The sequence below is a fragment of the Ensifer sp. CCNWLY38 genome, assembly GCF_037120565.1.
Classification (GTDB): Bacteria; Pseudomonadota; Alphaproteobacteria; order Rhizobiales; family Rhizobiaceae; genus Ensifer; species Ensifer adhaerens_H.
This window is the reverse complement of the sequence record NZ_JBBBBO010000004.1, coordinates 405,616-431,923: the sequence shown is the minus strand read 5'-3', so window position 1 is coordinate 431,923 and position 26,308 is coordinate 405,616. Positions and strand designations below refer to the sequence as shown.

29 protein-coding genes and 1 other RNA gene are annotated in these 26,308 nt (G+C 62.6%); 13 read left to right on the top strand and 17 right to left on the bottom strand.

Features of this window, described 5'->3' with window-relative positions; translation table 11 throughout:
- The first annotated feature begins 69 nt into the window (after positions 1 to 69).
- Together V7S54_RS11625 and V7S54_RS11620 are read left to right on the top strand one after the other, a co-directional pair.
- Positions 70 to 948 carry a LysR family transcriptional regulator gene (locus tag V7S54_RS11625; RefSeq protein ID WP_065374919.1) on the top strand — a complete coding sequence of 293 codons (879 nt, stop codon included), beginning with the start codon at positions 70 to 72 and terminating at the stop codon, positions 946 to 948.
- Between the two features lie 168 nt (positions 949 to 1,116).
- Entirely contained in the window at positions 1,117 to 2,850 is a 1,734-nt protein-coding gene (locus V7S54_RS11620; RefSeq protein WP_065374920.1) for an adenylate/guanylate cyclase domain-containing protein, read from the top strand.
- A 48-nt stretch (positions 2,851 to 2,898) separates the two neighbouring features.
- Here the strand turns inward: V7S54_RS11620 and V7S54_RS11615 are convergent, their stop codons facing one another.
- From V7S54_RS11615 to V7S54_RS11605, 3 genes are all read right to left on the bottom strand, one after another.
- Entirely contained in the window at positions 2,899 to 3,267 is a 369-nt protein-coding gene (locus tag V7S54_RS11615; RefSeq protein ID WP_065374921.1) for a hypothetical protein, read from the bottom strand.
- 213 nt (positions 3,268 to 3,480) lie between these two features.
- The gene (gene cax, locus V7S54_RS11610; protein WP_065374922.1) at positions 3,481 to 4,578 is read right to left on the bottom strand and encodes a calcium/proton exchanger; all 1,098 of its coding nucleotides are present in this window, start codon (positions 4,576 to 4,578) and stop codon (positions 3,481 to 3,483) included.
- A gap of 174 nt (positions 4,579 to 4,752) precedes the next feature.
- On the bottom strand, positions 4,753 to 5,217 hold the full coding sequence (locus tag V7S54_RS11605; RefSeq protein WP_141679430.1) for an Lrp/AsnC family transcriptional regulator: 465 nt from the start codon (positions 5,215 to 5,217) through the stop codon (positions 4,753 to 4,755).
- Between the two features lie 118 nt (positions 5,218 to 5,335).
- On the opposite strand from V7S54_RS11605, the gene V7S54_RS11600 reads away from it, so the two are divergent.
- The 4 genes from V7S54_RS11600 (at position 5,336) to V7S54_RS11585 (ending at position 9,227) form a co-directional block, all read left to right on the top strand.
- Positions 5,336 to 6,061 (top strand): AzlC family ABC transporter permease, encoded by a 726-nt coding sequence (locus tag V7S54_RS11600; protein ID WP_065374923.1) that lies wholly within the window; start codon positions 5,336 to 5,338, stop codon positions 6,059 to 6,061.
- Positions 6,058 to 6,357 (top strand): AzlD family protein, encoded by a 300-nt coding sequence (locus tag V7S54_RS11595; protein WP_065374924.1) that lies wholly within the window; start codon positions 6,058 to 6,060, stop codon positions 6,355 to 6,357. Before V7S54_RS11600 ends, V7S54_RS11595 begins: the two co-directional genes overlap by 4 nt.
- Positions 6,358 to 6,404: 47 nt before the next feature.
- Positions 6,405 to 8,480: an ATP-binding protein gene (locus tag V7S54_RS11590; RefSeq protein WP_141679431.1), complete on the top strand. Its 2,076-nt coding sequence runs from the start codon at positions 6,405 to 6,407 to the stop codon at positions 8,478 to 8,480.
- 366 nt (positions 8,481 to 8,846) lie between these two features.
- Positions 8,847 to 9,227 (top strand): VOC family protein, encoded by a 381-nt coding sequence (locus V7S54_RS11585; RefSeq protein WP_336408350.1) that lies wholly within the window; start codon positions 8,847 to 8,849, stop codon positions 9,225 to 9,227.
- Positions 9,228 to 9,256: 29 nt separating this feature from the next.
- Here the strand turns inward: V7S54_RS11585 and V7S54_RS11580 are convergent, their stop codons facing one another.
- On the bottom strand, positions 9,257 to 9,544 hold the full coding sequence (locus V7S54_RS11580) for a hypothetical protein (protein ID WP_065374926.1): 288 nt from the start codon (positions 9,542 to 9,544) through the stop codon (positions 9,257 to 9,259).
- Complete coding sequence (miaA, locus tag V7S54_RS11575) at positions 9,541 to 10,479, bottom strand: tRNA (adenosine(37)-N6)-dimethylallyltransferase MiaA (protein ID WP_065374927.1); 939 nt, start codon at positions 10,477 to 10,479, stop codon at positions 9,541 to 9,543. The genes V7S54_RS11580 and miaA overlap by 4 nt, the downstream gene beginning before the upstream one ends.
- On the opposite strand from miaA, the gene serB reads away from it, so the two are divergent.
- Both serB and V7S54_RS11565 read left to right on the top strand, forming a co-directional pair.
- On the top strand, positions 10,478 to 11,365 hold the full coding sequence (serB, locus tag V7S54_RS11570) for a phosphoserine phosphatase SerB (RefSeq protein ID WP_065374928.1): 888 nt from the start codon (positions 10,478 to 10,480) through the stop codon (positions 11,363 to 11,365). The two genes, miaA and serB, sit on opposite strands and share 2 nt — an antisense overlap.
- Positions 11,362 to 11,928, top strand: coding sequence for a GNAT family N-acetyltransferase (locus V7S54_RS11565; RefSeq protein WP_065374929.1), 567 nt, complete (start codon positions 11,362 to 11,364; stop codon positions 11,926 to 11,928). Before serB ends, V7S54_RS11565 begins: the two co-directional genes overlap by 4 nt.
- A gap of 116 nt (positions 11,929 to 12,044) precedes the next feature.
- Here the strand turns inward: V7S54_RS11565 and V7S54_RS11560 are convergent, their stop codons facing one another.
- The 11 genes from V7S54_RS11560 to V7S54_RS11510 all read right to left on the bottom strand — a co-directional run bounded on the left by V7S54_RS11560 (position 12,045) and on the right by V7S54_RS11510 (position 21,499).
- Positions 12,045 to 12,947, bottom strand: a complete 903-nt coding sequence (locus V7S54_RS11560) for a LysR substrate-binding domain-containing protein (RefSeq protein WP_065374930.1) — start codon at positions 12,945 to 12,947, stop codon at positions 12,045 to 12,047.
- A gap of 214 nt (positions 12,948 to 13,161) precedes the next feature.
- Positions 13,162 to 13,941: an RDD family protein gene (locus V7S54_RS11555; RefSeq protein WP_065374931.1), complete on the bottom strand. Its 780-nt coding sequence runs from the start codon at positions 13,939 to 13,941 to the stop codon at positions 13,162 to 13,164.
- 339 nt (positions 13,942 to 14,280) lie between these two features.
- The gene (locus V7S54_RS11550) at positions 14,281 to 15,807 is read right to left on the bottom strand and encodes a DegQ family serine endoprotease (RefSeq protein ID WP_442892553.1); all 1,527 of its coding nucleotides are present in this window, start codon (positions 15,805 to 15,807) and stop codon (positions 14,281 to 14,283) included.
- 305 nt (positions 15,808 to 16,112) lie between these two features.
- Positions 16,113 to 16,499 carry an ACT domain-containing protein gene (locus V7S54_RS11545; protein WP_057253576.1) on the bottom strand — a complete coding sequence of 129 codons (387 nt, stop codon included), beginning with the start codon at positions 16,497 to 16,499 and terminating at the stop codon, positions 16,113 to 16,115.
- A gap of 6 nt (positions 16,500 to 16,505) precedes the next feature.
- Entirely contained in the window at positions 16,506 to 16,691 is a 186-nt protein-coding gene (locus V7S54_RS11540) for a DUF2065 domain-containing protein (protein ID WP_065374933.1), read from the bottom strand.
- Positions 16,692 to 16,698: 7 nt separating this feature from the next.
- The gene (gene hflC, locus V7S54_RS11535; protein ID WP_065374934.1) at positions 16,699 to 17,622 is read right to left on the bottom strand and encodes a protease modulator HflC; all 924 of its coding nucleotides are present in this window, start codon (positions 17,620 to 17,622) and stop codon (positions 16,699 to 16,701) included.
- Positions 17,619 to 18,728 (bottom strand): FtsH protease activity modulator HflK, encoded by a 1,110-nt coding sequence (hflK, locus tag V7S54_RS11530; protein ID WP_065374935.1) that lies wholly within the window; start codon positions 18,726 to 18,728, stop codon positions 17,619 to 17,621. Before hflK ends, hflC begins: the two co-directional genes overlap by 4 nt.
- A 156-nt stretch (positions 18,729 to 18,884) precedes the next feature.
- Positions 18,885 to 19,421 carry a dihydrofolate reductase gene (locus tag V7S54_RS11525; protein WP_065374936.1) on the bottom strand — a complete coding sequence of 179 codons (537 nt, stop codon included), beginning with the start codon at positions 19,419 to 19,421 and terminating at the stop codon, positions 18,885 to 18,887.
- Between the two features lie 10 nt (positions 19,422 to 19,431).
- Positions 19,432 to 20,037, bottom strand: coding sequence for a glutathione S-transferase (locus V7S54_RS11520; protein ID WP_065374937.1), 606 nt, complete (start codon positions 20,035 to 20,037; stop codon positions 19,432 to 19,434).
- 153 nt (positions 20,038 to 20,190) lie between these two features.
- Complete coding sequence (locus V7S54_RS11515; protein ID WP_065374938.1) at positions 20,191 to 20,985, bottom strand: thymidylate synthase; 795 nt, start codon at positions 20,983 to 20,985, stop codon at positions 20,191 to 20,193.
- Between the two features lie 205 nt (positions 20,986 to 21,190).
- The gene (locus tag V7S54_RS11510) at positions 21,191 to 21,499 is read right to left on the bottom strand and encodes a DUF2853 family protein (protein ID WP_065375037.1); all 309 of its coding nucleotides are present in this window, start codon (positions 21,497 to 21,499) and stop codon (positions 21,191 to 21,193) included.
- Positions 21,500 to 21,645: 146 nt separating this feature from the next.
- Here V7S54_RS11510 and ssrA point away from each other — a divergent pair.
- From ssrA to V7S54_RS11485, 5 genes are all read left to right on the top strand, one after another.
- Positions 21,646 to 22,005, top strand: a transfer-messenger RNA (tmRNA) gene (gene ssrA / locus V7S54_RS11505).
- 132 nt (positions 22,006 to 22,137) lie between these two features.
- Complete coding sequence (locus V7S54_RS11500; RefSeq protein WP_057253562.1) at positions 22,138 to 22,650, top strand: SspB family protein; 513 nt, start codon at positions 22,138 to 22,140, stop codon at positions 22,648 to 22,650.
- Positions 22,651 to 22,774: 124 nt separating this feature from the next.
- Positions 22,775 to 22,987: a DUF4169 family protein gene (locus tag V7S54_RS11495; protein WP_065374939.1), complete on the top strand. Its 213-nt coding sequence runs from the start codon at positions 22,775 to 22,777 to the stop codon at positions 22,985 to 22,987.
- A gap of 194 nt (positions 22,988 to 23,181) precedes the next feature.
- Positions 23,182 to 23,418, top strand: a complete 237-nt coding sequence (locus tag V7S54_RS11490) for a ribbon-helix-helix domain-containing protein (RefSeq protein WP_057253558.1) — start codon at positions 23,182 to 23,184, stop codon at positions 23,416 to 23,418.
- Between the two features lie 274 nt (positions 23,419 to 23,692).
- Positions 23,693 to 24,481, top strand: coding sequence for a hypothetical protein (locus V7S54_RS11485; RefSeq protein WP_065374940.1), 789 nt, complete (start codon positions 23,693 to 23,695; stop codon positions 24,479 to 24,481).
- A gap of 228 nt (positions 24,482 to 24,709) precedes the next feature.
- Here the strand turns inward: V7S54_RS11485 and V7S54_RS11480 are convergent, their stop codons facing one another.
- Positions 24,710 to 26,044, bottom strand: a complete 1,335-nt coding sequence (locus V7S54_RS11480) for a TadE/TadG family type IV pilus assembly protein (protein ID WP_065374941.1) — start codon at positions 26,042 to 26,044, stop codon at positions 24,710 to 24,712.
- Positions 26,045 to 26,308: the final 264 nt, after the last annotated feature.

Genomic DNA, 26,308 nt, shown 5'->3' with positions numbered 1-26,308 from the left:
GTCCACTATTCCGACGCTGGGATAAATCTGGGAAGATTGAAATTACTATTCCATTGATGGAGCAATACGGTGACCCATCTGAATGACATGGCACTGTTCGTCGAAGTGGCGAAAGCCCGAAGCTTCCGCAAAGCGGCGGAGGTTGTCGGCATGCCCAACTCCACCCTGTCGCGACGGATCAGCGAATTGGAGAAGGCGATCGGGTTGAGACTGCTCAACCGCACGACGCGCAAGATCGAGCTCACCGAAGCGGGCCAGCTCTACTATGAGCGCAGCAAACGCATCGTCGACGAAGCGCGCCTCGCGCACGAGCAGCTTGGCGCCATGCTGGAGCAGCCGAGCGGCCTCCTGCGCGTCTCAATGCCGGTCGATTTCGCGACCATCTACATGACGCCGCTGATCGCGGAATTCGCCCGGCGCTATCCCGGCATCACCTTCGATTTCGACCTGACGCCGCGACGCGTCGATCTGGTGGCGGAGCCCTTCGACGTGGTGATCCGTGCGGGCGAACTGCAGGATTCACGCCTGATTGCGCGGCTGCTCGGCCGCCACGCACGCTATCTCTACGCTTCCCCTGCCTATCTGGCGGCGTCTGGGGAGCCACAGGATCCGGCGGATCTGGCCCGCCACGACTGCATCTGCATGCCGCGGGCAACGGACTGGACGCTGCATGATGGCCGAAACCACAAGATCGAAGTTTCGGTCGGCGGCCGCTTCACGGTCAACAATGTCGGCATGATGAGCGCACTTGCCGTCAACGGTCAGGGTATCGCGTTGCTCGCCGAACGCATTGCCGGTGACGATTTCGCCGAGGGTCGGTTGAAGCGTGTGCTGCCCGCCTGGGAAGGCACCTCCGTCGCAATCCACGCCATCACCGAAACGCGGCTGCTGCCGGCCAAGACCCAACGCTTCATCGAATTTCTGCAGCAACAGATGGGACGCAGCTAGAGTAAGTCGCGCAAAAGTACGCAGCGGTTTTGCGAAACGACATTCGAAAAATCGAAAAAAACGCGAGGAGCGAATCTGAAAGATCGCAACGCGCTTTGACCGCGAACGCCTTCATCTTCCGGCCCTAGTGAGAACACGCTAAAATATAGACAGCATGCGGAGAGCGGGATGGCAAACGGGCGCGTCGAGCGGCGACTTGCGGTCATCATGGCCACCGACATTGTCGGCTACTCCCGTCTGACGGAGGCTGACGAAATTCGCACGCTCGGCACTGTGAAGCGGCTGCAGACGTCCATCCTTGCTCCCAGCATCGCCGCCTGCAGCGGGCGGATCGTCAAGCTGATGGGTGACGGCGCGCTGGTCGTCTTCGACTCCGCCGTCAACGCGGTGGATTGCGCCCTATCGCTGCAGGAGGCGCTCGCTTCCGACCAGCTGGAGCAGCCTCCCGACGACCGCATCCTCGTCAGGATCGGCATCAATCTCGCCGACGTCGTCATTGAAGGAGACGATCTCCTTGGCGACGGCGTCAACGTCGCCGCGCGCCTGCAGGCCTCGGCGTCCCCCGGTGGCATATGCATCGCCGATGTCGTCCATCGGCAACTCAGCGCCAAGAACCGATCGGCCTTCCTCGACGGCGGCGAGATCGCGCTGAAGAACATCACGCGCGCCATCCGCGTCTGGCACTGGACGGACGCACCGACAATGGGGCCGGCGGCCTCGCAAGCCTGCGCGCACACGTCGATCGCGGTCCTGCCGTTCGAGAACCTCGGCGGCGCGGCGGAGCAGGTCTTCTTCAGCGATGGCATCAGCGAGGACATCATCGGCGGGCTCGCGCGGTTCCGCTCGCTTTCCGTCACATCAGCCAGTTCATCCTTCAGCTTCCGCGATCGGAGTGTCGATAGAAGGGAGATCGGCCGCCGGCTCGGCGCCACCTACCTCGTCGAGGGCAGCGTCCGCCGCGCCGGCGAGCGGATCCGCGTCACCGCGCAGCTGGTCGAGGCTGCGAGCAGCGCACACCTCTGGTCGGACCATTACGACCGAAGCCTGACGGATATTTTCGCGGTGCAGGACGAGGTGACCCGGACGATCGTCTCCACCCTCGTCGGGCACATCGAGAGCGCCGACCTGCGGCAGGCGCTCCGCAAGCCGCCGACGAGCCTTGCGGCCTATGAATTCTATCTGCATGGGCTCGCGCATATTCGCGGCTACGAGCCGGAAGACAACCGGCAGGCATGCGCCATGTTCCAGGCGGCCGTCGACCGCGACCCGCATTTTGCCTTGGCTTACGCCCATCTGGCACTCGCGATCACCGCCGCGCAAGGCTACGCCAATGCCCCGCAGGACGTTCTCGACCGTGCCCTGGCCATGGCGCGCAAGGCGGTCTCGCTCGACGAGACCGAAGGCGGTTGCCAGCGGCTGCTGGCGCTCATTCACGTCAATCGCCGCGAATTCGAGTTGGCCGAGCGGCACTATCGGCGCGCCTATCTGCTGAACCCCAATGATGCCAATACGCTGGTGCAGATGGGAGGCCTCTTTGCGCGACGCGGCAAGCTTGATGAAGCAATGGAGTGGATCAACGAAGGCTTCCGGTTGAACCCGTTTCCGCCGCCCTGGTATAGCGCTGCACTCGGCAACGCCCTTTATATCCTCGGCCGCTATGAAGAGGCGGCCGCGGCGCTCAAGGAGTTGCCCAATCCCGGCCCCTTCACGCTCGCGCGCCTTGTCGCCTGCCATGCGCAGGCCGGCAGCAGCGCCGCCGCCGAGGAGACGAAGGCCCGCCTTCTGCAGGTGCGCCCGGACTTCTCGACGGAAGACTTCATCCGGCGCGGCCTCCTGCTTGAGCTGGACGAACACCGCGACCTGTTCCGCCAGGGCCTGCTGAAGGCAGGACTGCCGGCGTGACGCAATCGGCTGGCCCGATCATGGAACCGTTTCGCACCGGAATTTGCTTCAGAAGCGCGAAAAGCCCGCGAGCGGCGGCATGATGAAACCGCGCCCGTCACCGATGAAGGGCGCAAGCCCCTTTGCCACCGCCTCGCTCGGATTGCCGTAGACCTCGAGCCGCTCCACCGTGCAATGGGCAGACACATCCTGGATATGCGCGTCGGACATCTGCCAGTGTCGAAGCACGTCCTGCGAATTGCGATAGAGCTGGATACTTACCGCCTGCATCGCCTTCTCGTCGATGAAGGTCTGCACCATCAGCTGCGGCGCGTGCCTTTCAACGAAGGTGATTGCGCTCAGCACCGCCTCGCGGAACGGATCGAGATGGCCGGGGGTGATCCTCATCAGGTTTCGAAAAAGCAATTGCTCGGTCATGCCGTCCTCCATGTCGCTTGTCGCCTGGCTCCCCCGGGCCGGGCTAGAACCGGGAATGATGCTCCGCGCGTCGTCATGGAAGGGTTTGTAGGAGCTCAACTATAGTTGAGGTCAAGCCTAGTAAATCTCGTGCACCGCGCATTAACAGTTGCCGTGGAAGATTAGCATTGCCCGAAGATCCCTTGATATCGTCGACCAGACGGAAGCCGCGTCTCACGGCTGTTGTGGTGGCAGCAGGAACAGGGTCATGCCGAAGATCACGTAGACCGTCAGCGCCAGCACGCCCATGTACCAGGCAGAACGGCCGGCATTCGACAGCAGCGTCGCCGCCATCGTCGCGACCAGCATCATCACGATGGCCCCCGGCCAGAACTGCAGGTCCATCGGCTGCGGCCCGAGCACATAGCTCAAGAGCACGAGCAGCGGCGCGATAAAGAGAGCGATCTGCACCGCGCTGCCGAGCGCGATGCCGACGCTCAGGTCGAGCCGGTCCTTGCGCGCGGCGGAAAAGGCGGTCGCCATCTCGGCCGCGGCGCCGACGAGCGCGACGACGACGAAGCCAACGAAGGCCGGCGTCATGCCAAGCTCTTCCGCCGCCACCTGCACCGAGCCGACGAAAACCTCGCTGACGAGCGCCACCAGTACGGTCACCACCAGAAGCACGCCGATACCGGTCGCCAGCGGCCAATGCGCCTCCTCTCCGTCATGCCCGGAGCCGGCGGAAATGAAAAGTTCGCGATGGGTCCTGAGCGAAAACAGCATCCAGAGCCCGTAGACGACGATCAGGACAACAGACAGGCCGGCGCTCAATTGCTGGGTGAAGGGCGTCTGCGGCTGACCGTCGGCTGCGCCGATGAGCGACGGCACGAGAACCGCGACCGTCGCCATGAACAGAAGGCTCGCCAGGAAGCGCGCATTCACCCGGTTGAACTCCTGCAGGTGATAGCGCAGTCCGCCGAAGAGGAACGAGCCTCCGAGCATGAAGAGCGTATTGGTGACGATGGCACCGGCGATCGAGGCCTTGACCAACAGGTACTGACCGGCGGCGAGCGCCATCAGCGCGATGACGAGTTCCGTCAGGTTGCCGAGCGTGGCGTTGAGGAGCGCGCCGATCGTATCGCCGGTTCGTGCCGCGACGGACTCCGTCGCCTGGCTGAGCAGGGCCGCAAGCGGCACGATGGCAGCCACCGAAAGGAGAAAGAGCAATGTGTGTGCCCCCGGCCAGATGTGCTCTCCCGCGATCGCCAGGGGGACGAAAACGAGAAGCCAGAGAATGGGTGTCCGGCGCACGTAATCAAATGCACTGCCCATGGCCGCCTCCCCCCGCCAACCGGCAAGCCTAAACCGGATGCCATCTCCGGCTGGATGCTGTTGGTCAGGGCATAGGATTATTCCGCTTCCGGCAAAGGCGCATTGACTTTTATCAAGTCGCACGCGCTACCGTTGACCAGCCGCGCCACGAGATCGCCGCGCAGACGCTCCAGGTCACAGCGGCAGCTCCGTCGAGAGCTTCACCTTCTGCATGGGCACATCCGTCTTGACGCTCTGCACCCCCTTGATCCGGGTCAGGTGCTCGATCTGAAAGCGCCTGTAGTCGTCGAGATCGCGGGCGACGATCCGGAGCAGGAAGTCGCATTCGCCGGCCATAAGGTGGCATTCGACGATCTCCGGCAGACGCTTCACCGCCTCGTTGAAGTCGTCGACCGACTTGGCGTCCTGCCCCTTCAGCCACACCCGGGCAAAGACCGTGAGGCCCATGCCGACTTTGGAAGCGTCGAGCAGCGCGACGTAACGGCTGATTACGCCGGCGTCTTCCAGGAGCTTCACGCGCCTGAGACAGGGTGAAGGCGAAAGCCCCACCTCCCTGGCAAGCTCCACGTTCTGCAGGCGGCCGTTTCGCTGCAGGGCGGCAAGAATCCGCCGATCGATGGCGTCAAGTTCGATTGGCATCGGATGCCTCTTTTCTCTCTCATTTTACATACAGATGCCAAATTTTCGCAATTACGAAGCATAAAAGCAACCCGATTGCGCGGCCGCATGGCTAGTCTCCGCCACCAAAGGAGACGCCATGAGCAGCATAGAATTGGATACCCTCGGCGAGGTCGCAAAACCTGTCGGGGCCAGCGAATTCCTCCGGGGGCTGACCGCAGCCGTGCCGGTGCAGATCGGCTTTGTTCCCTTCGCGCTGGTGCTTGGGGCACAGGCCGCGCAGAAGGGCCTGAGTCCGGCGGAGGTCCCGTTGATGACCGGCTTCAATTTCGGCGGCGGCTCGGAATTCGCCGCCATCGATCTGTGGACCTCGCCGCCGCATATCGCGCTGATCGTCGCCATCACCTTCCTGATCAACAGCCGGCACCTTTTGATGGGGGCCGCGCTGGCACCCTTTCTCGGCGCCTTACCGAAACGGAAGGTTTTGCCGGCGCTGTTTTTCATGTGTGATGAAAGCTGGGCGATGGGGCTTGCCGATGCGCGTGCCCGGTCTGTCTTTAGCATGCCCTACTTCCTCGGCGCCGGCATCGCGCTCTGGGCCTGCTGGATGGCCTTCACCGCTGTCGGTGCGGCAATCGGCCCGATGATCGGCGACGTCGAGGTCTATGGGTTCGACATGGCCTTCCCCGCGGTGTTCCTTGTGCTGCTCAAGGGCATGTGGACCGGGCTGCGCACCGCCCGCCCCTGGCTCGTCAGTCTCGTGACCGCCGCCCTCGTCTACCTGTTTGTCCCCGGCGCCTGGTATGTGGCAGCCGGTGCGCTCTCCGGCCTCATCTCCAGCTATCTCCTTGCGAAGCAGCCATGATCGACACATCGACTCTTCTCACCATCCTGCTGATGGCGTCGGTCACATACATGACCCGCGCGCTTGGCTATCTGGCGCTGCGCGGCCGCACGCTCGGCTATCGGGCAACCGCCGTGATGGAGGCTGCACCGGGCTGCGTGCTGATCTCGGTCATCGCTCCGGACTTCGTCTCCGACAAACCGGCAAGCCTGATCGCGCTGGCGGTCACGCTTGTGGCCGCCACCCGGTTGTCGCTGCTGCCGACCGTGCTGATCGGTGTCGCCTCGGCCGGCATCCTGCGCCACGTCCTGGGCTGACCGTCGCGCAAATCCGCGAAACCACTTGTTAAATCCCCCCGGCTAACATGAGCGACCGTGATGCCGGGGTTTTTGCGTTGCTGAACAATGATCTTCATTCCTCAATCCGCGCAGGAGAGCAGGATCGCCGCGACGGCCTGAAGCCCGGCAACCGGTTTCTGGGGCGTGTCGTCGCGTGCAACGGCGCGCGCGCCACCATCGCCGCCGTCGCCGAAAACGGCGAAACGTCGCTGACCGAACTCTGGTCGGTCGGGCGGCTGATCTCGATCTCCGTCGGCAGAAACCGTGTCGTGGCGCTGGTCTATTCCATGCAGACCGCCTCAGCCGAATGGGGCGAGGAAGCCAACAACACCTTCCGCATCGAAGTCGAGCTGATGGGCGAGGTCCACAGGGGGGCCGATGGGCGCGAGGCGTTTTCCGCCGGCATCAGCCAATATCCCTATCTCGGCGCCATCGTGCACCGCATTCGCGCGGCCGACCTTGCCCGCATCTACGATTCCGGCCGCAGCGACAGCTGCATCATCGGCAAGCTCACCCAGGATGAGAGCCTCGACGCGACGATCCACGTTCCCTCGATGCTGGCCAAGCACTTCGCCATCGTCGGCACGACCGGCGTCGGTAAATCGACCGCAGTCACGTTGCTGCTCAACAAGGCGATCGCCTCGGATCCGAAGCTGCGCGTGCTGATCCTCGACCCGCACAACGAGTTCGCCGCCGCCTTCCCGGAGCTTGCGGTCGTCATCGACACCGACACGCTCGACCTGCCCTTCTGGTTCTTCCGCCTCGAGGAATTCGCCGAGGTGATCTTCCGCGGCCGCCCGGCACCGCCCGACGAACTCGACATGCTGCGCGACATCATTCCCGAAGCGAAGAAGGCTTTCCGGGGTGGCGAATCCGGCCTCATGCGGCGCCAGACCGAGAAAAGCTCGATCACCGCGGATACGCCGGTGCCTTACCGCATCGCAGACCTCTTGGCGCTGATCGACGAACGCATCGGTCGGCTCGAGGGGCGCAACGACAAGCCGCATCTGCGCTCGCTGAAGGTCAAGATCGTCTCGGCGATCAACGATCCGCGCTACCATTTCATGTTCTCCTCGAACACCATCACCGACACGATCCAGGACACGATCGCCAAGATCTTCCGCATTCCCGGCGATGGGAAGCCGATCGCCACCTTCGAACTTGCCGGCATTCCCTCGGAAGTCGTCAATTCCGTCGCTTCGGTGCTCTGCCGCATGGCCTTCGAAATCGGCCTGTGGAGCAATGGCGGCATTCACATGCTTGTCGTCTGCGAAGAGGCGCACCGCTACGTGCCGGCCGATCCCTCGCTCGGCTTCCTGCCGACCCGCCAGGCGATTGCCCGCATCGCCAAGGAAGGCCGCAAATACGGCGTCTCGCTCGGCGTCATCACCCAGCGCCCCGGCGAGCTCGACCCGACGATCCTTTCCCAGTGCTCGACGGTCTTTGCCATGCGGCTTGCCAACGACCGCGACCAGGAGATCATCCGTTCGGCCATTCCGAACTCCTCGACCTCGACCACCAGCTTCATCTCCTCGATCGGCAACGGCGAAGCGATCGCCTTCGGCGAGGCCGTCGCGGTGCCGATGCGCATGCGTTTCAACCGTATAGCCGAAGAGCGCCTGCCGCGCGCCCACGGCATCGTCGACCGGATCGACGAGGATGCGCCGCCGACCGTCGATCTGCGTTCGATCGTCAGCCGCATGCGGGCGATCAACGGGCCGGATATTTCCGGCTTCCAGCAGAGCTACATTGCCGCAACGGCCGGCAGCGAAGAGCAGCGCTGGGACAGCGAACTCGGCGCCACATCCGCAAGCGAGGCGGAGCATGGCTTCGCCGACGAGGCCCTCTCTGCCGAGCCCTACCGCCCGGACATGCTTCCACGCAGCACCATTTCCCCCAATCCCGAGCTGGAGCGCTTCAACCAGATCCGCCAACAGCTTCTGAACGAAAAGCCCGCGGCCGAGCAGCCCGCGCCTCGCTTCGGGGCGCCGCCGCCCACAGCACACGATTCGCCGCCCGCCGCGGGCGATCGACCGCGCGCAGGGTCGCTCCGGGAAAGCCTGCTGAAACGGCCGCTCGGCAGCATCATCCGCAAGACCTAGCGCAAATTCCTGTCGCCCCTTGCGCGACACCCCGCCTTGCCAGGGAAATTGGGGCACCGATAGAGTACGGGTCATGATTGCCTCGTGATCCGGGCGCTCATCCAAAAGTGCGCCCGCAGGGAGGAAAATCTTGCCTGAGAATGATTGCGATGCATCTGCGGCCGGCACTCTCTTTCTCGGGGCCAACCAGAGCCCCACGATCAAGCCGCGTTTCCTCTTTCTCTCGGCGGCAAAGGCATGAACGCGGCGGTCGCTTGGCATGCCGCGGAACCTTTGCAGCGCCCCGTCGTTGGTCCACACAATCCTGTGGCGCAAACAGCCGGCGGATCTTCAAGCACTCAACGAAAACGAAGTCAGGAGGCCGCCATGGTCGCAAGCGTAACCCCTTTCTTGATGTTCCAGGATGGCGCGGCGGAGGCAGCGATGGCCTTCTACATGTCGCTGTTCCCGAATGCCGAGGTGCTGGGCGAGCAGGGTCCTGAAGGCAGCATCAAGGTCGCGCTCTTCCGGCTCGGCGCACAGAGGGTCAAGTGCATCGACAGCCCGGTCAAGCACGCCTTTGATTTCACCCCGTCCTTCTCCTTCTTCGTCGAATGCCAGAGCGAGGACGAGATCATCACGCTCGCGACCATGCTGGCCGAGGAGGGCGCCGTGCTGATGCCACTCGACAATTACGGTTTCAGCCAGCGCTTCAGTTGGGTCAACGACCGCTTCGGGGTTTCGTGGCAACTGAATTTGGCGGCCTGAGCGCAGTTCTGCCGAGCGAGACTGACGTGTCAGCCCCTCAAATCGGCATAGTCCCACGATGCCTCAAGCCGGAGACGGGCCTCTTTGACAAGGTCGGCGTAGTCCGCCCCAAAAGGTGCGACCAGTTGCTTTTCCAGATCCGCAAGCACCCCGTGCAGCACAGCGCATTCAGCGGTGCTTTCGAAGCATTCCGCGCCCGGCGCGGGAGCATCATTCTCCTCGCACCAACGGGAAAGAAGGTCGAAAAGTACGAGGGCTTCATCGGGAGAAAGGCGGATTTCCGCGCTGTCGGGAAGTGATTTCTGCTCGTTTTTCATGATCGGGAGTTGGCCCCTCCGCTCGACAACACGGCCTCGGCGCTCTCGATCCGCCGCCAGCGCTCGTCGAGCTGGTTGCGGAACCAGGTCATCTGGCGCTTGGCATATTGCCGCGTTGCCGCAGCACCCATCTCGATCACCTCGGCCTCGTCCAGTTCGCCCCTCAAGAGTGCCGCGATCTGGCTGACGCCGATCGCCTTCATGAGGGGCATTTCCGGCGACAGGTCGAGCGCAAGCAACGCCCGCACTTCATCGATCGCGCCGCCGGCAAGCATCAATTCGAAGCGGCGGTTGATGCGGTCGTGCAGGAGCTTGCGCTCCGGCAGCACCACGTATTTTTCCGCCCGGTCCGGATCGACGATCATCGGACCGTTCTGCTTTTGGAAGAAGCGGATCGGCTTGCCGGTCGCCTCCACCACTTCGAGCGCCCGAACGATCCGCTGGCCGTCGCCGACGTTCAAGGTCGCCGCCGTCTCCGGATCCTTGGCGTCAAGGTCGCGATGCAGGATCTCGGGTCCTTCCGCCTTCAGCCGTTCGCGCAGCCGTTCGCGGATCGCGGCCGGGATCTCGGGCATATCGGAGAGACCACCGGTCAGCGCCTTGAAATAGAGCCCGGTACCGCCGACGAAGACCGGTAGCCGCCCTTCGCCCTTGAGCCGCGCCACAACCGCCTGCGCCTCGCGCAGCCAGGCGCCGGTGGAATAGGCGGATGCCGCCGGTACATGGCCGTAGAGACAGTGCTCCACGCCGCCCATATCCTTATCGTCGGGCCGCGCTGTCAGCAGCCGCAGCGTGTCGTAGACCTGCATGCTGTCGGCGTTGATCACGACGCCGCCGTGCCGGCGCGCCAGTTCGACCGCAAGCGCAGACTTGCCGCTGGCGGTCGGCCCGGTTATCAGGATCGCGTCGCTCTCGGTTTCAAGGTTATTGTCCATGGCTCTCGTTGCCACGCTTATCGCCAATCCGTCAAATCCTGTTCTGACGCCAGCACTCGCGGAAGCCGCCGCCGATGCCGTCAAGGCGTCCGGCCTCTATTGGCTGGCCGATGGCGTTGCCTGTGACATCGCGCTCACCGACGGCACCGATCCGGATGCGGCCGAAACCCTGCTGCGCGGTGTGATCGGCGGCGCGCCGATCGATGTCGCCGTGCAGGACGCCGAGAACCGCCGCAAGAAGCTGCTGATCGCCGACATGGATTCGACCATGATCGGCCAGGAATGTATCGACGAGCTCGCCGCCGAAGTCGGCCTCAAGGACAAGGTGGCGGCCATCACCGCCCGCGCCATGAACGGCGAGATCGCCTTCGAGCCGGCGCTGATCGAGCGCGTCGCGCTTCTGAAGGGCCTGCCACTCAGCGTCGTCGGCGAGGTGATCGCCAGGCGCATCACGTTGACGCCAGGCGGACGCACCCTGATCGCGACGATGAAGAGCAAGGGGCATTACACCGCGCTCGTCTCCGGCGGCTTCACCGTCTTCACCGGACCGATCGCCGAGATGCTCGGCTTCGACGAGAACCGCGCCAACACGCTGATCGCCGAAGACGGCATCCTGACCGGCGAGGTCGCTAATCCCATCCTCGGCAAGCAGGCCAAGGTCGATGCCCTCATCGACATCGCCGACCGCCTCGCTATCTCGACGGACGAGGCCCTTGCCGTTGGTGACGGTGCCAACGATCTCGGCATGATCCAGCTTGCGGGCACCGGCGTGGCGCTGCATGCCAAGCCTGTGGTCGCCGAACAGGCCAAGGTCCGCATCGACCACGGCGACCTGACCGCCCTTCTCTATCTGCAGGGCTATCGCAAGACGGATTTCGTCGGATGATCATCTCCGAGACCGAGCGGCTGCGCATTCGCGCCTGGAAGGAAAGCGACCGCGATCTCTTCTTCGCGATCAACAGCGATCCCAAGGTCATGGAATTCTTCCCCTTCCGCCGCAACCGCGCGGAAGCCGACGCCCTCTTCGATCGTGTCGGCCGCGGCATCGCCGAGACCGGTCTGGGTTTCTTCGCGATAGCGCTGAAAGCCGACGACCGGCCGATCGGCTTCTGCGGCCTCGCCTTGACCGACCTGGAGCCGCACCTGCCCAAGGGAACGGTCGAGATCGGCTGGCGACTGGCGCCGTCCTATTGGGGCAAGGGGTTTGTCACGGAAGCCGCCTCCGAACTCCTGCGCTACGCCTTCGAGGAGAAGGGGCTCGACGAGGTGGTCTCCTTCGCGATCGACGCCAACACCCGCTCGACGGCGGTCATGCAACGGCTCGGCATGCACCGCGACGCCTCCCGCGACTTCGACCACCCCCGCGTCCCCGCCGATCAGCCGACATTGGTCCCTCACGTGCTCTACGCCACCAGCGCCGCCGAGTGGCGGAAGCGGAACGCGAAGTAACGACGCCTTCTTTCGACAGGATTGCCCCTCACTATCCTGCCGGACATCTCTCCCCGCAGGCGGGGAGAAGGTGCCGGCAGGGCAGTGCGGGCAGACTGCAACGCCCTTGGCGCGCCTCACCTCTCCCGCCCGGCGCCCGGGTAGCTCCGCTCGATCCATTCAACAAACGCCTTCGCCGCATCCGACAGCGCATCGAAGCGCCGCGCCACGAGAAAGAATGCGCCATAGGGCACAGATACCTCGAAAGGCTGGATCAACCGCCCGGCGATCACATCATCGCGCGCATGGTCGCGGTCGATCAGCCCTGCGCCGCTGCCACGGAGCGTCGCCTGCAGCACCATCGAACCATCGGCAAAGATGGCGCCGCGCTCGAGCTTCACCGGCGCGGCACCGGCGGTCGCGAACCATTGTTCCCAGAGCTGCCGGCTATCCTCATGCAGAAGCGCGTGCTGCAGCAGGTCGTCGGGGCGATCGAGCGGCTGCCCGGCGCCGGCGAGCGCCGGCGCGATCACCGGGATCATCTCGACTTTCGCGAGCGGTCGCGCCTCCACCCGCGGCCATGAAACGGCGGTCAAGCTATGGCGGATGGCGATGTCGGCGTCGCTGCTGCGAAACTCGGCGAGCCGGGATTCCGCATCGATCACCAGGTCGATCTCCGGGTGCGCCTCCTGAAACTCCTGCAGATGCGGCACCAGCCAGCACCCGGCAAAGGAAGGCTCGGCGCTGACCTTCAGCGTCTGCGAGAGCCGCCGCCCCGAAAGCACATCGAGGCTCTCTCCGACCATGTCGAATGCCGACGTCAGCACGCCAAGCAGCACACGGCCATCGGCCGTCAGCCGGACGCTGCGGTGATGTCTTTCGAACAGCGGCCGGCCGATCAGGTCCTCGAGCTCGCGCACCTGCCGGCTGATCGCGGCCTGCGAAACGAAAAGCTCGGCGGCGGCCAGCGTGAAGCTCTCCAGCCGTCCCGCCGCCTCGAAACTCCGCAGCGCCGTCAGGGGCAATCGTCCGCGCTTCATGCATAACCTCAAGTTATCCGAAGCCGACAGTAAACTCGTTTGAGGGACAGGGGCAAGTGCGGTGAAATACAGGTCAGAAAGGAGGTGCGGCCATGCTTGCGATTATCGACATCCTGTTCGAAGCCCTGCGGCTGATGACCTTCCAGCCGGCCCGCAGGAAGTCCTGCACGCACCCTCGAGCGGCAGAGAGTGACGACTGTTAGTCTGCGGCGCTTCAACTCCGCACCCAGACCGAGGTTCCGGCAGCACGATCGTAAACGGGGTCCCGCTTTCGGATGAGACTCACGGTAATCCAAGCAAACCATCCGACGAATATGAGCCCTGCGAGAATATTGGCGCCGACGAAGACCGGGTGGGTGAGCAGAACAAACGGGTCCCAGGCCCCACGTGCCACAGCGAGTTCAAATCCCAACGTCACCAGCATACCGGGAACGACCGCAGCAAACATCACGGCGTAACGCAGCAAAGCCGAACGGACAGGTACGCCAACGGCGAAGGCATCCCGATGGCTCGCCGTTCGGATAGAAAGCAACTGCTTGCCGAGCGTCGCGCCGCGGCGGCTTTCCAGCACCACGAGATACGCCAGGAATACAATGAAGCCGAGGAAATCGACGGGCCAGACGTCGCGTTGTTTCCCGTCTGCTCCCAGATAATAGGTTTGCGAAATCCGGGTCGTGGTCCCAGCTTCAACGGTAATCTTGCCGACCGTCAAAGTTCTTTTCAGGTCGAACCCAGCCAACGTAACCCGGCATTCAACGACGCTATTGTAATCGGCTGGTGGCGGTGGCGTAGGCGCTATCGGAAGATCACCAATATCTTCGCAAACCGTACTTTGGAAACCAAAACTGGCCTGCACGGCTCCGCCGGTTAGCATGAACAGAACGACGACCACAGCCTGCATCGGCAGGGCGACAACCATAAAGTCTATGAGGAATGCTATGGCTCGTCGCCAGAAGCCTGCGCGCGATACGACATTTTCAACGCTGTCCGTCATCAGATTCCCCCGGCGAAATGGGATCTGTTCGACCCCAGTTCGCTAGGTGTAAGGACAACCTTGCGGGGAAATCAATACCTGCCCTACCCGCGCCAGCCGCTCGTCGCCACAATCGCATCCAACTCCGAAAGAAACGCGGACAACCGCACGCCCTTTTCTGGTCGCGAACGCAGGATGAGGGGCGGCTGCAAACCACGACCGGAAGAGATCTGAATCAAAAACTGAACAGGTGGATTCTATCTTCAAGCCTGTCCGCCGATCGCACTGAAAAGACTCGACAATCGGCGGCAGGACAGCAGCAAAACACGCGGCGGCGGCTGGCCATCGTGGCGGGCTCGCCTACTCCACCCGCACCGTGACGAAGCGCAGTTCGCCGGTCTTGCTGGAGAGCATCAAGAGCGCGTTGCGGCGGCCGTTCGATTTCAGCTCCTCCACCCGATCGGCGACGTCGCCCGGCGTATCCATCGCCTCCTGGCCGACCTCGACGATCACGTCGCCCGGCTCGACACGGCGTTCCGCCGCCGCCGAATTCGGCGAGACCTCGGTGATGACAACGCCGTCCACGTCTTCGGCAATGCCGTATTTCTTGCGTGTCTCCTCGTTCAGCGTCGCAAGCTTCATGCCGAGCACGACATCGGTCGCGGGCAGCGGGGGTGCTTCGGGCTTGTCCGGCTTCTGCGTCTCGTCGTTGGTTGTCGCCGCCGGCGCGGCAGCGACCTCATCGCCATCTTCGAGGCGACCGAGCGTCACCTTGACCGTCTGCTCCTTGCCGTCGCGGACGACCACCACGTCGACCGCCTTGCCGACGGGGCTTTCGGCAACGGCGCGCGGCAGATCGCGCATCTCCGTGACGTCCCGGCCGTCGAACTTGACGATGACGTCGCCGGCCTTGATCTCGCCATGGGCAATCGGCCCGCCTTCGATGATGCCGGAGACGAGCGCGCCATGCGGCGTCGCCATCTTCAGGCTCTCGGCGATATCGTCGGTCACCGGCTGGATACGGACGCCGAGCCAGCCGCGCCGGGTCTCGCCGAAATCCTTGAGCTGCAGCACGACATTGGCGGCAAGCTCCGTCGGTACCGAGAAGCCGATGCCGATCGAGCCGCCCGACGGCGAGATGATCGCGGTGTTGATGCCGATCACTTCGCCGGCCATGTTGAAGAGCGGCCCGCCGGAATTGCCGCGGTTGATCGCCGCGTCCGTCTGGATGAAGTTGTCATAGGGGCCGGCATTGATGTTGCGGCCGCGCGCCGAGATGATGCCGACGGATACCGAGCCGCCGAGGCCGAACGGATTGCCGATCGCCATCACCCAGTCACCGATGCGCATCTTGCGGGAATCGCCGAAAGGCACCGCCTTCAGCGGCGTCTTCGGCTCCACCTTCAGCACGGCCAGGTCGGTCTTGGTGTCCTTGCCGACGAGCTTGGCCTTCAGCTTGCTGCCATTGGCAAAGTTGATCTCGATGTCGTCGGCGCCTTCGATCACGTGGTTGTTGGTGACGATGAAGCCCGAGGGGTCGATGACGAAGCCGGAGCCGAGCGAATCGACGGTGCGCTGGCGGTTACCGCCCTGGCCACCCTGCCCTTTGAAGAATTCGTCGAAATAGGGCTGGTAGGGCGAGCCCTCCGGCACCTGCGGTGCCGGCGCGTCGTCGTCGTTCTTGACCTTTTGCGAGGTCGCGATGTTGACGACGGAGTCCAGCAGCCCGGCGGCGAGATCGGCAACGGAAGCGGGACCGTTGGTCGGCGGGCGAATGGCCGTGTTCTGGGCGAGCGCCGTAGTGCTGAAGGCAAGCGCGCTTGCGAGCGCCAGAACGCCCAGGGTGCCGCCAAGCGAGTGAGCTCGGAATTTCGTTCGCGTGGACAAGTCGCTTAAGCTCCTCTGGCTGTTCGATGGTCGACCGCTTCTCTTGGCCGCCACCTCTCCTGCCTACGGCGCCGGGCGCCATAGCACTTTGATTTTTCGCACAATTTTGCGTCGACCGGAACCGGCATGAGCGCTTATGCAGCAGGAACCTTCGACGCAATCCGCAAACCGCGCGACACTCGATCTTCTCCTGAAGATAAGGCGGAATTCGGAAGCGTCCACACACGATTTCCTGATCCCCGCGCAGAGGACTGCTGGAGGTCGGAAGGTTGCGGTTGCGCGTTCTTGGAAGGAGGCGCGACGTGTCAGGTCGTTAGGTCGTGCCCGTGGTCTTTCAGGGCCTGCACCGCCTTGTCGAGATCGGAACCGGCGACGAAGACATAGTCGGTGCTGAAGGTCGAATTGGCGAAGACGCCGACGCCGGCGGCCGAAAGCGGCCGGAGCACGGACGAGAGCACGCCGGGAACGTCAAAGGCAAAGTGCTGTTCGACGCGGAAGCAGCGCCAGCCGAGCGAACTCTGGACGCTGGAAGGCACGCGGGCGGCTCGGCAGACCAGCGTCATCTCTTCGCGGGAGCTCGACACGGTCCAGAAGCCCGGCCCCGGCAACCATTCCGGTATGCTGGAGCCGATAGTGAGGCGGGTGATCGCGTATTCGGCATCGACCAGCCGGATCAGCAGTTTATGTGGCATTTCGCATTATCCTCGAAGCAACCATACAAGTCCGACCCCGGCAGCCACGGAAAAGAGCCCCGCCAGTCGAAGCTGATGTTCGGGGACATACGGCAAACGCTTCGCCATTTCCACCAAAACCAAAGGGGCCAGTGCGTACACCAGCCCCTCGATGATCAGGAAGAAAGCAAATCCCGTCAGAAAGTCTGACATCGTCCGCTTAGTTCCCGGTTGTTGGCTGCGGCGCGGGACCGGCCGGCGCAGCACCTTCGGAATCGTTGAAATAACGGAAGAATTCCGAATGGGGCGAAAGCACGAGCGTCGTGTCCGGGCTACCGATCGACTGGGTATAGGCCGCCATCGAGCGGTAGAATTCGAAGAACTTCGGATCGCGCGCAAAGGCGTCGGCAAAGGTCCTCGTCCGTTCGGCTTCGCCCTCACCGCGCAGGATTTCCGAATCGCGCTGCGCCTCGGCGACGATCTCGACGACCTGACGGTCGGCGATGGCGCGGCGACGCTGGCCGGCTTCGTTACCGCGGGCGCGGATCAGTTCGGCTTCGGCGAGACGCTCGGCCTTCATGCGGTCGAAGGTCTGCTGCGAGACTTCCTGCGTCAGGTCGGTGCGACGGATGCGAACGTCCTCGATGTTGAGGCCGAGCGACTCTGCATCGGTTTTGAGGTCGGCGCGAACTTCGCGCATCATCGATGCACGCTCGTCCGACAGTGCCGCTTCGAAGCCACGCAGACCGTAGACGCGGCGCAGCGATGCGTCGAGACGGGTGCGCAGGCGTGCCTCGGCCGAATCGCGGTCGCCCGAAACGGTTTCGCGGAAGCGGCGGGGATCGGCGATCTTGTAGACGACGAAGGCGTCGACTTCATAGAACTTGCCGCCCGAGACCTGGACGCGGATGTTGTCGAGATCGAAGCGCAGCGCCTGGTCCTCGACATATTGCACGCGATCGGCATCCATGAAGGCGAAGGGCAGCTTGAAGTAGAGGCCCGGCTCCGTCTTGACGTCCTGGATCTGACCGAAGCGGACGACGATCGCCTGCTGGCGTTCGTTGACCACGAAGATCGACGAATAGAGACCGACGAAGACGACGGCGAGCAGGATCAGGATGACTGAGGTACGATTGTTGATCACTGTGCTGCTCCCGCTGCTGCTGCTGCACCCGACTGGGCAGGCCGGCCAATTTCATTCAGCGGCAGATAGGGCAGAACGCCCTGCCCGTTCTTCTCGTCGATGATGACCTTCTTCGACTTGCCGAGAACACCCTGCATCGTTTCGAGATAAAGACGCTTGCGGGTCACGTCAGGTGCCTTGGAATATTCGTCATAGACGGAGATGAAGCGCTGCGCCTCACCCTGTGATTCCTTGACGACGCGGTCCTTGTAGGCGGCCGCCTCTTCACGGATCTGCGCGCCCTGACCGCGGGCCTTACCGAGCACCTGGTTGGCGTACTGGTTGGCTTCTTCGACGAAGCGGTCTTCGTCCTGTTCGGCACGCTGCACTTCGTCGAAGGCGTCGGCCACTTCGCGCGGCGGCGCCGCATCCTCGATCGCGACGGTGTTGACGGAGACGCCGGCACCATAGGTGTCCATCGTCGCCTGGATCGTGCTCTTCACGTCGGCAGCGATCGCCTGACGGTTGTCGCGGAAGATGTCCTGCGCCGGACGGCGTCCGACGACCTCGCGCATGGCGCTTTCGGCCACCCGCTGCAGCGTGTCGGCCGGGTTCTCGACGTTGAACAGATAGGCCTTCGGGTCGGTGACCGAGTAGAGCACCGAGAACTGCACATTGACGATGTTCTGGTCGCCGGAGAGCATCAGGCCCGCATTGGACTGACCACCAGTGCGCCCACCAATGTTTTGCTGCTGCTCCGTCACCTTGACGATCTCGACCGTTTCGAGCGGCCAGAAGTGATAGTGCAGGCCCGGCATCGAAATTTCGTCCTTCGGCTTGCCGAAGCGCATCTCGACGCCGCGCTCGTCCGGCTGCACGGTATAGATCGAATTGATCAGCACGAAACCGACGATCAGCAAGCCAATGATGGCGAAGACGCCACCGTTGAAGCCGCCGGGAACAACGTTCTTAAGCTGGTCCTGACCGCGGCGAATGATCTCTTCCAGATCCGGTGGGCCGCCCTTGCCGCCACGCGGTCGGTTGGGCCCCTGACCCCATGGACCCTGATTGCCACCGCCGCCGCCGCCCCAAGGGCCGCCGCCGCCATTCTGATTGCTCCAGGGCATCAAAACCTCTCTTTTGAAAACTTTCCACGCCGAACGGCCGCGCCACCGCACGGTCGTTCATGCTGTGAAACCGTTATAGGTATCCGCCGCATCGCTTTCAACGCGATACGCCCGAGTTCACCGTAAATGGTTCAAAATAGTTGACGATCCGGCGCGTCAGGCTGTCGCACGTCGCTTCCAGGTGACGAAATGCATGGCGTGACTGTCCTTTTCGCCCTGCGGCAGGTCTTCTTCGAACACCTTCTCGAAGACTTGCGCGTCGATATCAGGAAAGCGCGTGTCACCGTCGACCTCCGCCTGGACCTCGGTCACATGCAGGATATCCGCCATGCCGATCGACTGGCGATAGATCTCGCCGCCGCCGATGACGCAGATCTCGTCGGCACCTGTCGCCCGAGCCTCGCGGATCGCGAGCGCGATCGCGGCATCGAGCGATGGCACGACGCTGGCTCCTTCGGCGACAAAATCCGTGTTGCGGGTGATGACGATATTGGCCCGGCCAGGCAGCGGACGGTTCAGCGAAGCCCAGGTCTTGCGCCCCATGATGACAGGCTTGCCGATCGTCAGCGCCTTGAAGCGCTTGAGGTCGGTCGAAAGCCGCCAGGGCAGATCTCCGTCTCGCCCGATGACGCCGTTGGCGGCAACGGCGACGACGATCGATATCTTCGGATGGGTGCTCTTCGTTTCAGTCATGGGACGCTTTTCAGTCATGGAACCCTTGCGGTTTGCTGTCGATTTCCCTTGCCCGGTCGTAGGCCGCCCGGTCCGTCACCACGCGGATATAGCGGTCGACCACCGTGCTTTCCGGCAGGATCTTGCGCATCCATTGCAGCGCGCTTGCGAGCAGCAGATCGGCCGCACTCATCGTTTCGCCGAGCAGATAGGTCCGGCGGGTGAGCACGTCGATCACATGGGCGCACATTTCGTTGTAGAGCCGCGCCTGCGCCGGATTGTTGATGGTGGCGCCGGAGATATGGGCGAGCGCCGTCGGCTCGATCACCCCGGCATAATAGGCGAGCCAGGAGAGATAGGCGCCGCGCTCCTTGTGACCGGGCGGCCGGCCGAGGCTGCAATCGGGATAGAGGTCGGTCAGATATTGCACGACCGCCGCCGATTCCCAGATCACCGCGCCGTTGTGAATGAGCGCCGGCACCTGCTTGTGCGGATGTGGATTGTTGTCATCCGGCGCGCCGGAGCCATCCCAGCGGCGGATCGAGACGTAGCGAATCTCGTATTCGGCACCCAGCTCCTCAAGCAGCCAGACGATGCGCGACGAGCGGGATAGAGGCGCGTGAATGAGTGTGAGCATCAGTACCTCCCTTGAGGGCCAGCCCTCCCCGGTCACTCGCCGCTGCAGCCCTCGCCAATCGGCCTCATGGCCACGTCCACGCATGGCAGCGGGGCCCCCCGCACGCGCCAAGACGTCGCTTGAGCGCAGGCGGGTCCGCCTCGCCCCGGTGCCTTAGACCGCGATCGGCGCCTTGATCGTTGAATCAGCTTCGTAGCCGACGAGCGTAAAGTCTTCGAAGCAGAAAGAAAACAGGTCCTTCACGTCAGAATTGATTTCCATCCGCGGCAACGCCTTCGGCGTGCGGGTCAGCTGCAGCCGGGCTTGTTCGAAATGGTTGTGGTAGATATGCGCATCGCCGAGCGTGTGCACGAAATCGCCGAGCTTCAGGCCCGTCACCTGCGCCACCATCATCGTCAAAAGCGCGTAGGACGCGATGTTGAAGGGCACGCCGAGGAAGATGTCGGCGGAGCGCTGGTAAAGCTGGCAGGAGAGCTTGCCGTCGGAGACGTAAAACTGGAACAGGCAGTGGCATGGCGGTAGCGCCATCTCGTCCACCAGCGCCGGGTTCCAGGCCGAGACGATGTGGCGGCGCGAGTTGGGGTTGGTCTTCAGGCTCTCGACGAGGCCTTCGATCTGGTCGATGTGACGCCCGTCCGGTGCCGGCCAGGAGCGCCATTGATAGCCGTAGACCGGGCCGAGATCGCCGTTTTCGTCGGCCCATTCGTCCCAGATGGTGACGCCGTTTTCCTTGAGGTAGGCAATGTTGGTATCGCCCTTCAGGAACCAGAGCAGTTCATGGATGATCGAGCGCAGGTGCAGCTTCTTGGTCGTCAGCACCGGGAAGCCCTCGGCGAGATCGAAGCGCATCTGGTGGCCGAAGACCGAGCGCGTGCCCGTACCCGTCCGGTCGCCCCGGTCGGTTCCGTTGGTCATCACATGGTCGAGAAGGTCGAGATATTGCTGCATGGTCTGGCGCCGCCGATTCGTATTGCCCTAAATTTAGGACGAAGCCGGCGGCGAACCAATGACCAAGCGACGATTATCCCGGATAATTCGGCTGCCCTGGAGCGGGATGAGGAAAAGTGCACGCGCTTCTCCGCCCGCATCCCGCTCTAACTATGAGAGGCGATCACGCTTATGGTTTGGGTCGATCGACCCAAACCATCGTGATCTACAGCGCTTGCAGCTTCCCGAGGTTCTTCGCCACCAGGTAATAGAAGGTAACACGCGACTTGGAGCGATCGGCGGACATCTCCTTGACCGTGGCGGCGATCGCCGTATCCGCATCGGCGCCGCTGATGCCGAGTTTCTTCTCGCACCATTTTTCCTTGACCCGCTCGAGCTCCTTCGGATCCGTCGCCGACACGAGCGAAGAATCCTTGTTGCGAAGCGCAATGCCAAGGTGACGCACGATCTTGTTCACGATCGCTTCGTCGGCGCCGCTGTCGTATTTCTGCACATCTGCGAGGTAGTCCGTCATGAGGCCTCCAGGTTGCTTTGTTTCTCGAAACTGCAGCCGGACATTGCCGGCCGCATGCAGCAGCGGGAGTTTTTCATGGATGCCGGTCAAGTCAAGGCGGTTCGGTGCCGGCACAGTCCGAGACAAAGTCATATATCCGACACATCCCCCTTTTCTTGGAGACCGGAAAGACCTATATGAACGGTGCCGTCTTCGGGCGGCTATGGCAATAAACGGGCGATGAAATAAACCCATTGGACCCGGGGGCGGTACCCGGCGCCTCCACCAAAAACCGATCTTCACCAGATCGGCTTTTGATGGGGGCGAAATAGGATCGACAAGGGCGTAAAGATCGACTTTTTGCTCGGCATTGTACCACCGTTATCGGGCTAAACTTATAGTTGCAAACGACAACTATGCTGAAGCACGTCTCGCTGCTTAATCGCGGTGCGACACTTCAAATCAAGTCCTTCCGGGTAGCACCGTAAGGCGGGGTCCGAAGGCACCTGGCAACAGAAGCCTTCACCTTCTCCCCCGCCTCGAAATGGTCTATAGATGCTCAAATAATTGACTCGTCCCTTGTGGATGGGCAATGAAGCGTGACGGCGGCTAGCCGGCAGCAAGCAGTAAGATTGAGTTCGAGGAAAGACGGGACACTCATGGGCCAGGACCACATCCGCTACGACATTCTGGCACAGGACGCGCTCCGCAGCGTCATCCGCAAGGTCCTGACCGAAGTCGCCACGACAGGCCATCTGCCCGGCGAACACCACTTCTTCATCACCTTCCTGACCGGCGCGCCGGGCGTGCGCATCTCGCAGCACCTCAAGGCGAAGTATCCCGAGCAGATGACCATCGTCGTCCAGCACCAGTTCTGGGAGCTGAAGGTCACTGACGTCGGCTTCGAGATCGGGCTTTCCTTCTCCGACACGCCGGAACGCCTGGTGATTCCGTTCAACGCCATCCGCGGCTTCTACGACCCCTCGGTCAATTTCGAGCTGGAGTTCGATGTCGCCGCCGGCGAGGAAGAGGAAGTGGAATCGGCCGAAATCACCGCCTATCCGGTCCCGGAAGAAAACGGCGAAGCCACGGCCAAGGAAGACAAGCCGACCGAACCGAAGAACGGCGGCGGCTCCGTCGTTTCGCTCGATTCCTTCCGCAAGAAGAACTGATCACCACCGACTGCAAGCTCCCCCTGGTCGCAGCCGATCGGGGGACCGGGATCATGCAGCCACGCGAAGTGCTACAGCGACCTTTGCGCATTGAAGACGCGCAGCGCTGAAGGAGCATCGGATCATGACCGGCGACGTCGTCAATCTGCGCCAGTTCCGCAAGCGCCAGCAGCGCACGGAAAAGGAAAAACAGGCCGAACAGAACCGCATCTCCTTCGGCCGCACCAAGGCTGAAAAATCCCTGACAAAGGCGCTGAACGACAAGGCGGAGATCCGCCTTGACCAGGGCCGCCTCGAGCGGCCGGCCAAGGACGAAAGCGGCGACAGCAAGGACTGAGCCGCCCTTCCCGAAGAAAACGATTCCGGAGCAAGGACTTGCGACCGCTTTCCGAATCGAATTGCCAAGCAGTTGAATCGATCCCGCAGCCCGCGTGCGGCGGTTTTCCGCCCGCAGCACGCTCCAACTTATTACAATCGATCCCGTTTACGGGGCGATCCGCCCCAAAGTCATTTTGATCCAGAGACCGGACAATGATCCGTAAGCACTCCGCGACCCTGCACGGCCACCGCACCAGCTTCTCGCTCGAAGACGCGTTCTGGCAGGAACTGAAGGCGATCGCCGAGACAAGGGCGATGCCGCTCGCGCAACTCATCGCCGAAATCGACGACCAGCGCACGCCCGATAGCAACCTTTCCTCGGCGCTACGGGTCTACGTGCTGGAATGGCTGAAATCGAAACTTGCGCTGCCGTCGCCTGACGCGAACTGACGCGCAACCCATTGCGCCAACAACAAGAAATCACCTACAGCGCCGCGCGTGTTATCAGACGCGCGGCGCTGTAGCACTTTGATTTGTCTTAAATCGAGGTCGATTCAAGGAGACATGCAGTTCGCCACTGTGTGGCCCTTGCAACAGCAGCACCGGTTTTGCCCGCATCCGCTCCCGTTCGCCGCCGAATTCGGTTGTTTTCGCAGCAACTTATATAAAGATGTGCGTATCGAGGGTGGCAAGTCTGAGTCGCCACCACTGTGGGAGGCGTATCATGAGAATCTCTACGCGTATCGGCCTTACGGCCTGCTTGAGCCTGGTGTCCTGCCTTTCGGCCAATGCGGCCGATATCACGCCGCTGATGGCGCCGACGGCGCCGGTGGAAGAAACCGAGAGCGGCTGGCAGTTTACCGTCGCCCCCTATTTCTGGATCGCAGGCATTTCCGGCGACACGGCGCAATTCGGTCTTCCCACCGTCCATATCGACTCCGACTTCGGCGACATCTGGGACAATCTGGATTTTGCGGCCATGGGCATAATTGAAGCCCGCAAGGACCGCTTCAGCATCTTCTCCGACTTGATCTATTCCAAGCTTTCCGGCGACGGCAAGGCGCGCGGAATTTTCACCGACACGGTGGATGTCGAATCGGAGACTTTCGCCGGCCTTATCGCCGTTGGCTATACGGTGTTTGAGGATCAGCAATCGCACCTTGACGTTGTCGGCGGCGCCAAGGTCTGGTCGGTCGATACCACCATCTCCTTCCATGGCGGGCCGCTCGACGGCGTCAGCCGTGAAGACGGAGAAACCTGGGTCGACGGCATGGTGGGCCTGCGGGGAGCCTACTACATGACGCCGGAAATCTACCTGACCGGCTGGGGGATCGTCGGTGCTGGCGGCGCCGATATCGATTGGGATGTAGGGCTCGGCCTCGGCTACCGCTTCAGCGACACCATCTCGGCTGTCGCCGGCTATCGTGCGGTCGGCGTCGATTACGACAACGACGGCTTCATCTTCGATACGGTGCAGCAGGGCCCGATCCTCGGCGTTTCCATACGCTTCTGAAGCACTCGCACGCGTAGAATCCGGTTGTCGGGCAGCCGGGTTCAAGAGGTGGTGATCCAGCCGTCACGTTTGTCGGCGCGGATCCCGACCGCTTACAGCGCCGCGCGTCCAATCAGACGCGCAAAGGTCGCTGTAGCACTTTGAAGTGCTGCATGTTTTGTCCTTTAATCGGGTACGATTAAAGGAAACATGCAGTAGCAGACGTCGCGCAGCAAGAGTGGTCGCAGACTATCTGACCAGGCGAATTGCACCCGGATTGTTGATGGTGTTGTTCGCAAGCACCGGCTTGCAGTCCAGCTTGAAGCTGCTGTTGCCGATCATGGTGATCTCCTGCGCGACGATGCGCACGCATTCGCCGGCAGTGGAGCCATTGCCGGCATACTGGATCTCGCGCGAGGCCGGCATGTAGATGATGCCCGCAAGCGACGAGGCGCTGTTGCCGTTGATCGTCGCCGTCGCCGTATTGTTCCTGGCGGCAACGATCGAGAAGCCTGCCCAGTCGCCCGTCAGGAATGGCGTGACATTGAAGGTCGCGCCGCCGTGAATATCGAGCTGGGCACCGTTCAGCAGGAAAAAGGTGACGCCCTCACCCGTGAGCACCGACTGGCTGGCGAGTTTCAAGGTGCCGCCATCGATGATGTAGGAGCCCGGCCGCAAAAGAACCTTGCCCTTGATCTCCAGGCTGCCATAGGTGCCGGGCTTCAGTTCGACGGTATAGCCGGCGGGCGCGTTGTTCGGCGTCTTGCTCGTGCCGTTGCAGTCGCCGTTGCCGCCACCGCCGGCCACGAAGTTCTGTCCGCATCCGGCGAGGTTCACCCAGCTCCCCGTCGTCGGCATTTTCTTGAACCGGAAGGGGTCCGGGATTGGCAGAACATCTTCCACTGCCTTGCCGCAGGCGAGTTCGAGATGGGCAAGCGTCGCCGAGACCTTGCCCGCCGCATAAAGACATTCGGCCTTCAAGGTGGCCGAACCGCTGAGATAGATCGACTGCGCATCGCTCGAATTCGACGTGATCGTACAGCCTGACGTATCGACAGTGGCACTGCCGCTCACTTCGAACGCCCGGGGTGCGGTCGGGTGGAGTGCAAGAATGCACGCTTCCCTACCCGGCATGCGCGCGGCGACGCTTTCGCGATTGATCGTATAGGGTTGAAGGCCCCAGAACAGCGGAGCGTATTTGAGCGCATAGGTCGTCGTCGCCGTGCTTTCGACGCCAAGGGCGCCGAAAGCAACATTGAACGCCTGCGTCGCCACCGGCGTCGAACTCTCCGACCCGATCTCGTCGACGATCTCCGGCATGCCGAAATTGGCGAAGAAGGTGCTGTTCGCCAGATCTTTCGCTTTGGCTTCATCCTCCCCTTCGCCATAGGACTTGACCGCGGAAAAGGCGGCCGCGTCGAGCGCGTCCTGCATCTTTGCGGATTCTAGATTGATGCGGGCGAGATTGATGGCGACGGAAGCGCCCGTGAACAACGGTATTATCACCAGAGCAGTCATGACGGCAAAGTTGCCGTTTTCGTCCTTAAGGATGCGGACGAGCTTGTTCTTCAGATCGCATTGCATCTTGTTCGTTGCCCCCTCAACAGATCACGACGACTTCGGAGCCAGGTGGCCCCAAAGCAAAAGGCGTCATCGATTCCAATGAGTTGGAGCTAGATGCGGCCAATTGGCCGCGCCCCTCTCTGCGCTCCAAAACAGATTGCTAATTTAGTTATCAATCGTGGAGAAAGGACTTCAGAAATTGTTAAACTTTGTCGCATTCGGCGCTACACGGGCGTAATCCCCAGCGAAAACCGGAAGCATTGCCGCTATCTGGCGGCGAGCGCA

Coding starts and splice junctions, on each gene's coding strand:
- V7S54_RS11525 (WP_065374936.1), bottom strand. CDS start 19,421: ATGACTGAAACGAAGAGCACCCATCCGAAGATATCGATCGTCGTCGCC.
- V7S54_RS11605 (WP_141679430.1), bottom strand. CDS start 5,217: ATGCCAATCGAACTTGACGCCATCGATCGGCGGATTCTTGCCGCCCTG.
- hflK (WP_065374935.1), bottom strand. CDS start 18,728: ATGCCCTGGAGCAATCAGAATGGCGGCGGCGGCCCTTGGGGCGGCGGC.
- V7S54_RS11545 (WP_057253576.1), bottom strand. CDS start 16,499: ATGCCACATAAACTGCTGATCCGGCTGGTCGATGCCGAATACGCGATC.
- V7S54_RS11490 (WP_057253558.1), top strand. CDS start 23,182: ATGATCCGTAAGCACTCCGCGACCCTGCACGGCCACCGCACCAGCTTC.
- V7S54_RS11500 (WP_057253562.1), top strand. CDS start 22,138: ATGGGCCAGGACCACATCCGCTACGACATTCTGGCACAGGACGCGCTC.
- V7S54_RS11620 (WP_065374920.1), top strand. CDS start 1,117: ATGGCAAACGGGCGCGTCGAGCGGCGACTTGCGGTCATCATGGCCACC.
- V7S54_RS11555 (WP_065374931.1), bottom strand. CDS start 13,941: ATGACGGACAGCGTTGAAAATGTCGTATCGCGCGCAGGCTTCTGGCGA.
- V7S54_RS11480 (WP_065374941.1), bottom strand. CDS start 26,044: ATGCAATGCGATCTGAAGAACAAGCTCGTCCGCATCCTTAAGGACGAA.
- cax (WP_065374922.1), bottom strand. CDS start 4,578: ATGGGCAGTGCATTTGATTACGTGCGCCGGACACCCATTCTCTGGCTT.
- V7S54_RS11520 (WP_065374937.1), bottom strand. CDS start 20,037: ATGCTCACACTCATTCACGCGCCTCTATCCCGCTCGTCGCGCATCGTC.
- V7S54_RS11515 (WP_065374938.1), bottom strand. CDS start 20,985: ATGCAGCAATATCTCGACCTTCTCGACCATGTGATGACCAACGGAACC.
- serB (WP_065374928.1), top strand. CDS start 10,478: ATGGCTCTCGTTGCCACGCTTATCGCCAATCCGTCAAATCCTGTTCTG.
- V7S54_RS11540 (WP_065374933.1), bottom strand. CDS start 16,691: ATGTCAGACTTTCTGACGGGATTTGCTTTCTTCCTGATCATCGAGGGG.
- V7S54_RS11585 (WP_336408350.1), top strand. CDS start 8,847: ATGGTCGCAAGCGTAACCCCTTTCTTGATGTTCCAGGATGGCGCGGCG.
- V7S54_RS11600 (WP_065374923.1), top strand. CDS start 5,336: ATGAGCAGCATAGAATTGGATACCCTCGGCGAGGTCGCAAAACCTGTC.
- V7S54_RS11495 (WP_065374939.1), top strand. CDS start 22,775: ATGACCGGCGACGTCGTCAATCTGCGCCAGTTCCGCAAGCGCCAGCAG.
- V7S54_RS11565 (WP_065374929.1), top strand. CDS start 11,362: ATGATCATCTCCGAGACCGAGCGGCTGCGCATTCGCGCCTGGAAGGAA.
- V7S54_RS11615 (WP_065374921.1), bottom strand. CDS start 3,267: ATGACCGAGCAATTGCTTTTTCGAAACCTGATGAGGATCACCCCCGGC.
- V7S54_RS11590 (WP_141679431.1), top strand. CDS start 6,405: ATGAGCGACCGTGATGCCGGGGTTTTTGCGTTGCTGAACAATGATCTT.
- V7S54_RS11580 (WP_065374926.1), bottom strand. CDS start 9,544: ATGAAAAACGAGCAGAAATCACTTCCCGACAGCGCGGAAATCCGCCTT.
- V7S54_RS11595 (WP_065374924.1), top strand. CDS start 6,058: ATGATCGACACATCGACTCTTCTCACCATCCTGCTGATGGCGTCGGTC.
- miaA (WP_065374927.1), bottom strand. CDS start 10,479: ATGGACAATAACCTTGAAACCGAGAGCGACGCGATCCTGATAACCGGG.
- V7S54_RS11510 (WP_065375037.1), bottom strand. CDS start 21,499: ATGACGGACTACCTCGCAGATGTGCAGAAATACGACAGCGGCGCCGAC.
- V7S54_RS11560 (WP_065374930.1), bottom strand. CDS start 12,947: ATGAAGCGCGGACGATTGCCCCTGACGGCGCTGCGGAGTTTCGAGGCG.
- V7S54_RS11485 (WP_065374940.1), top strand. CDS start 23,693: ATGAGAATCTCTACGCGTATCGGCCTTACGGCCTGCTTGAGCCTGGTG.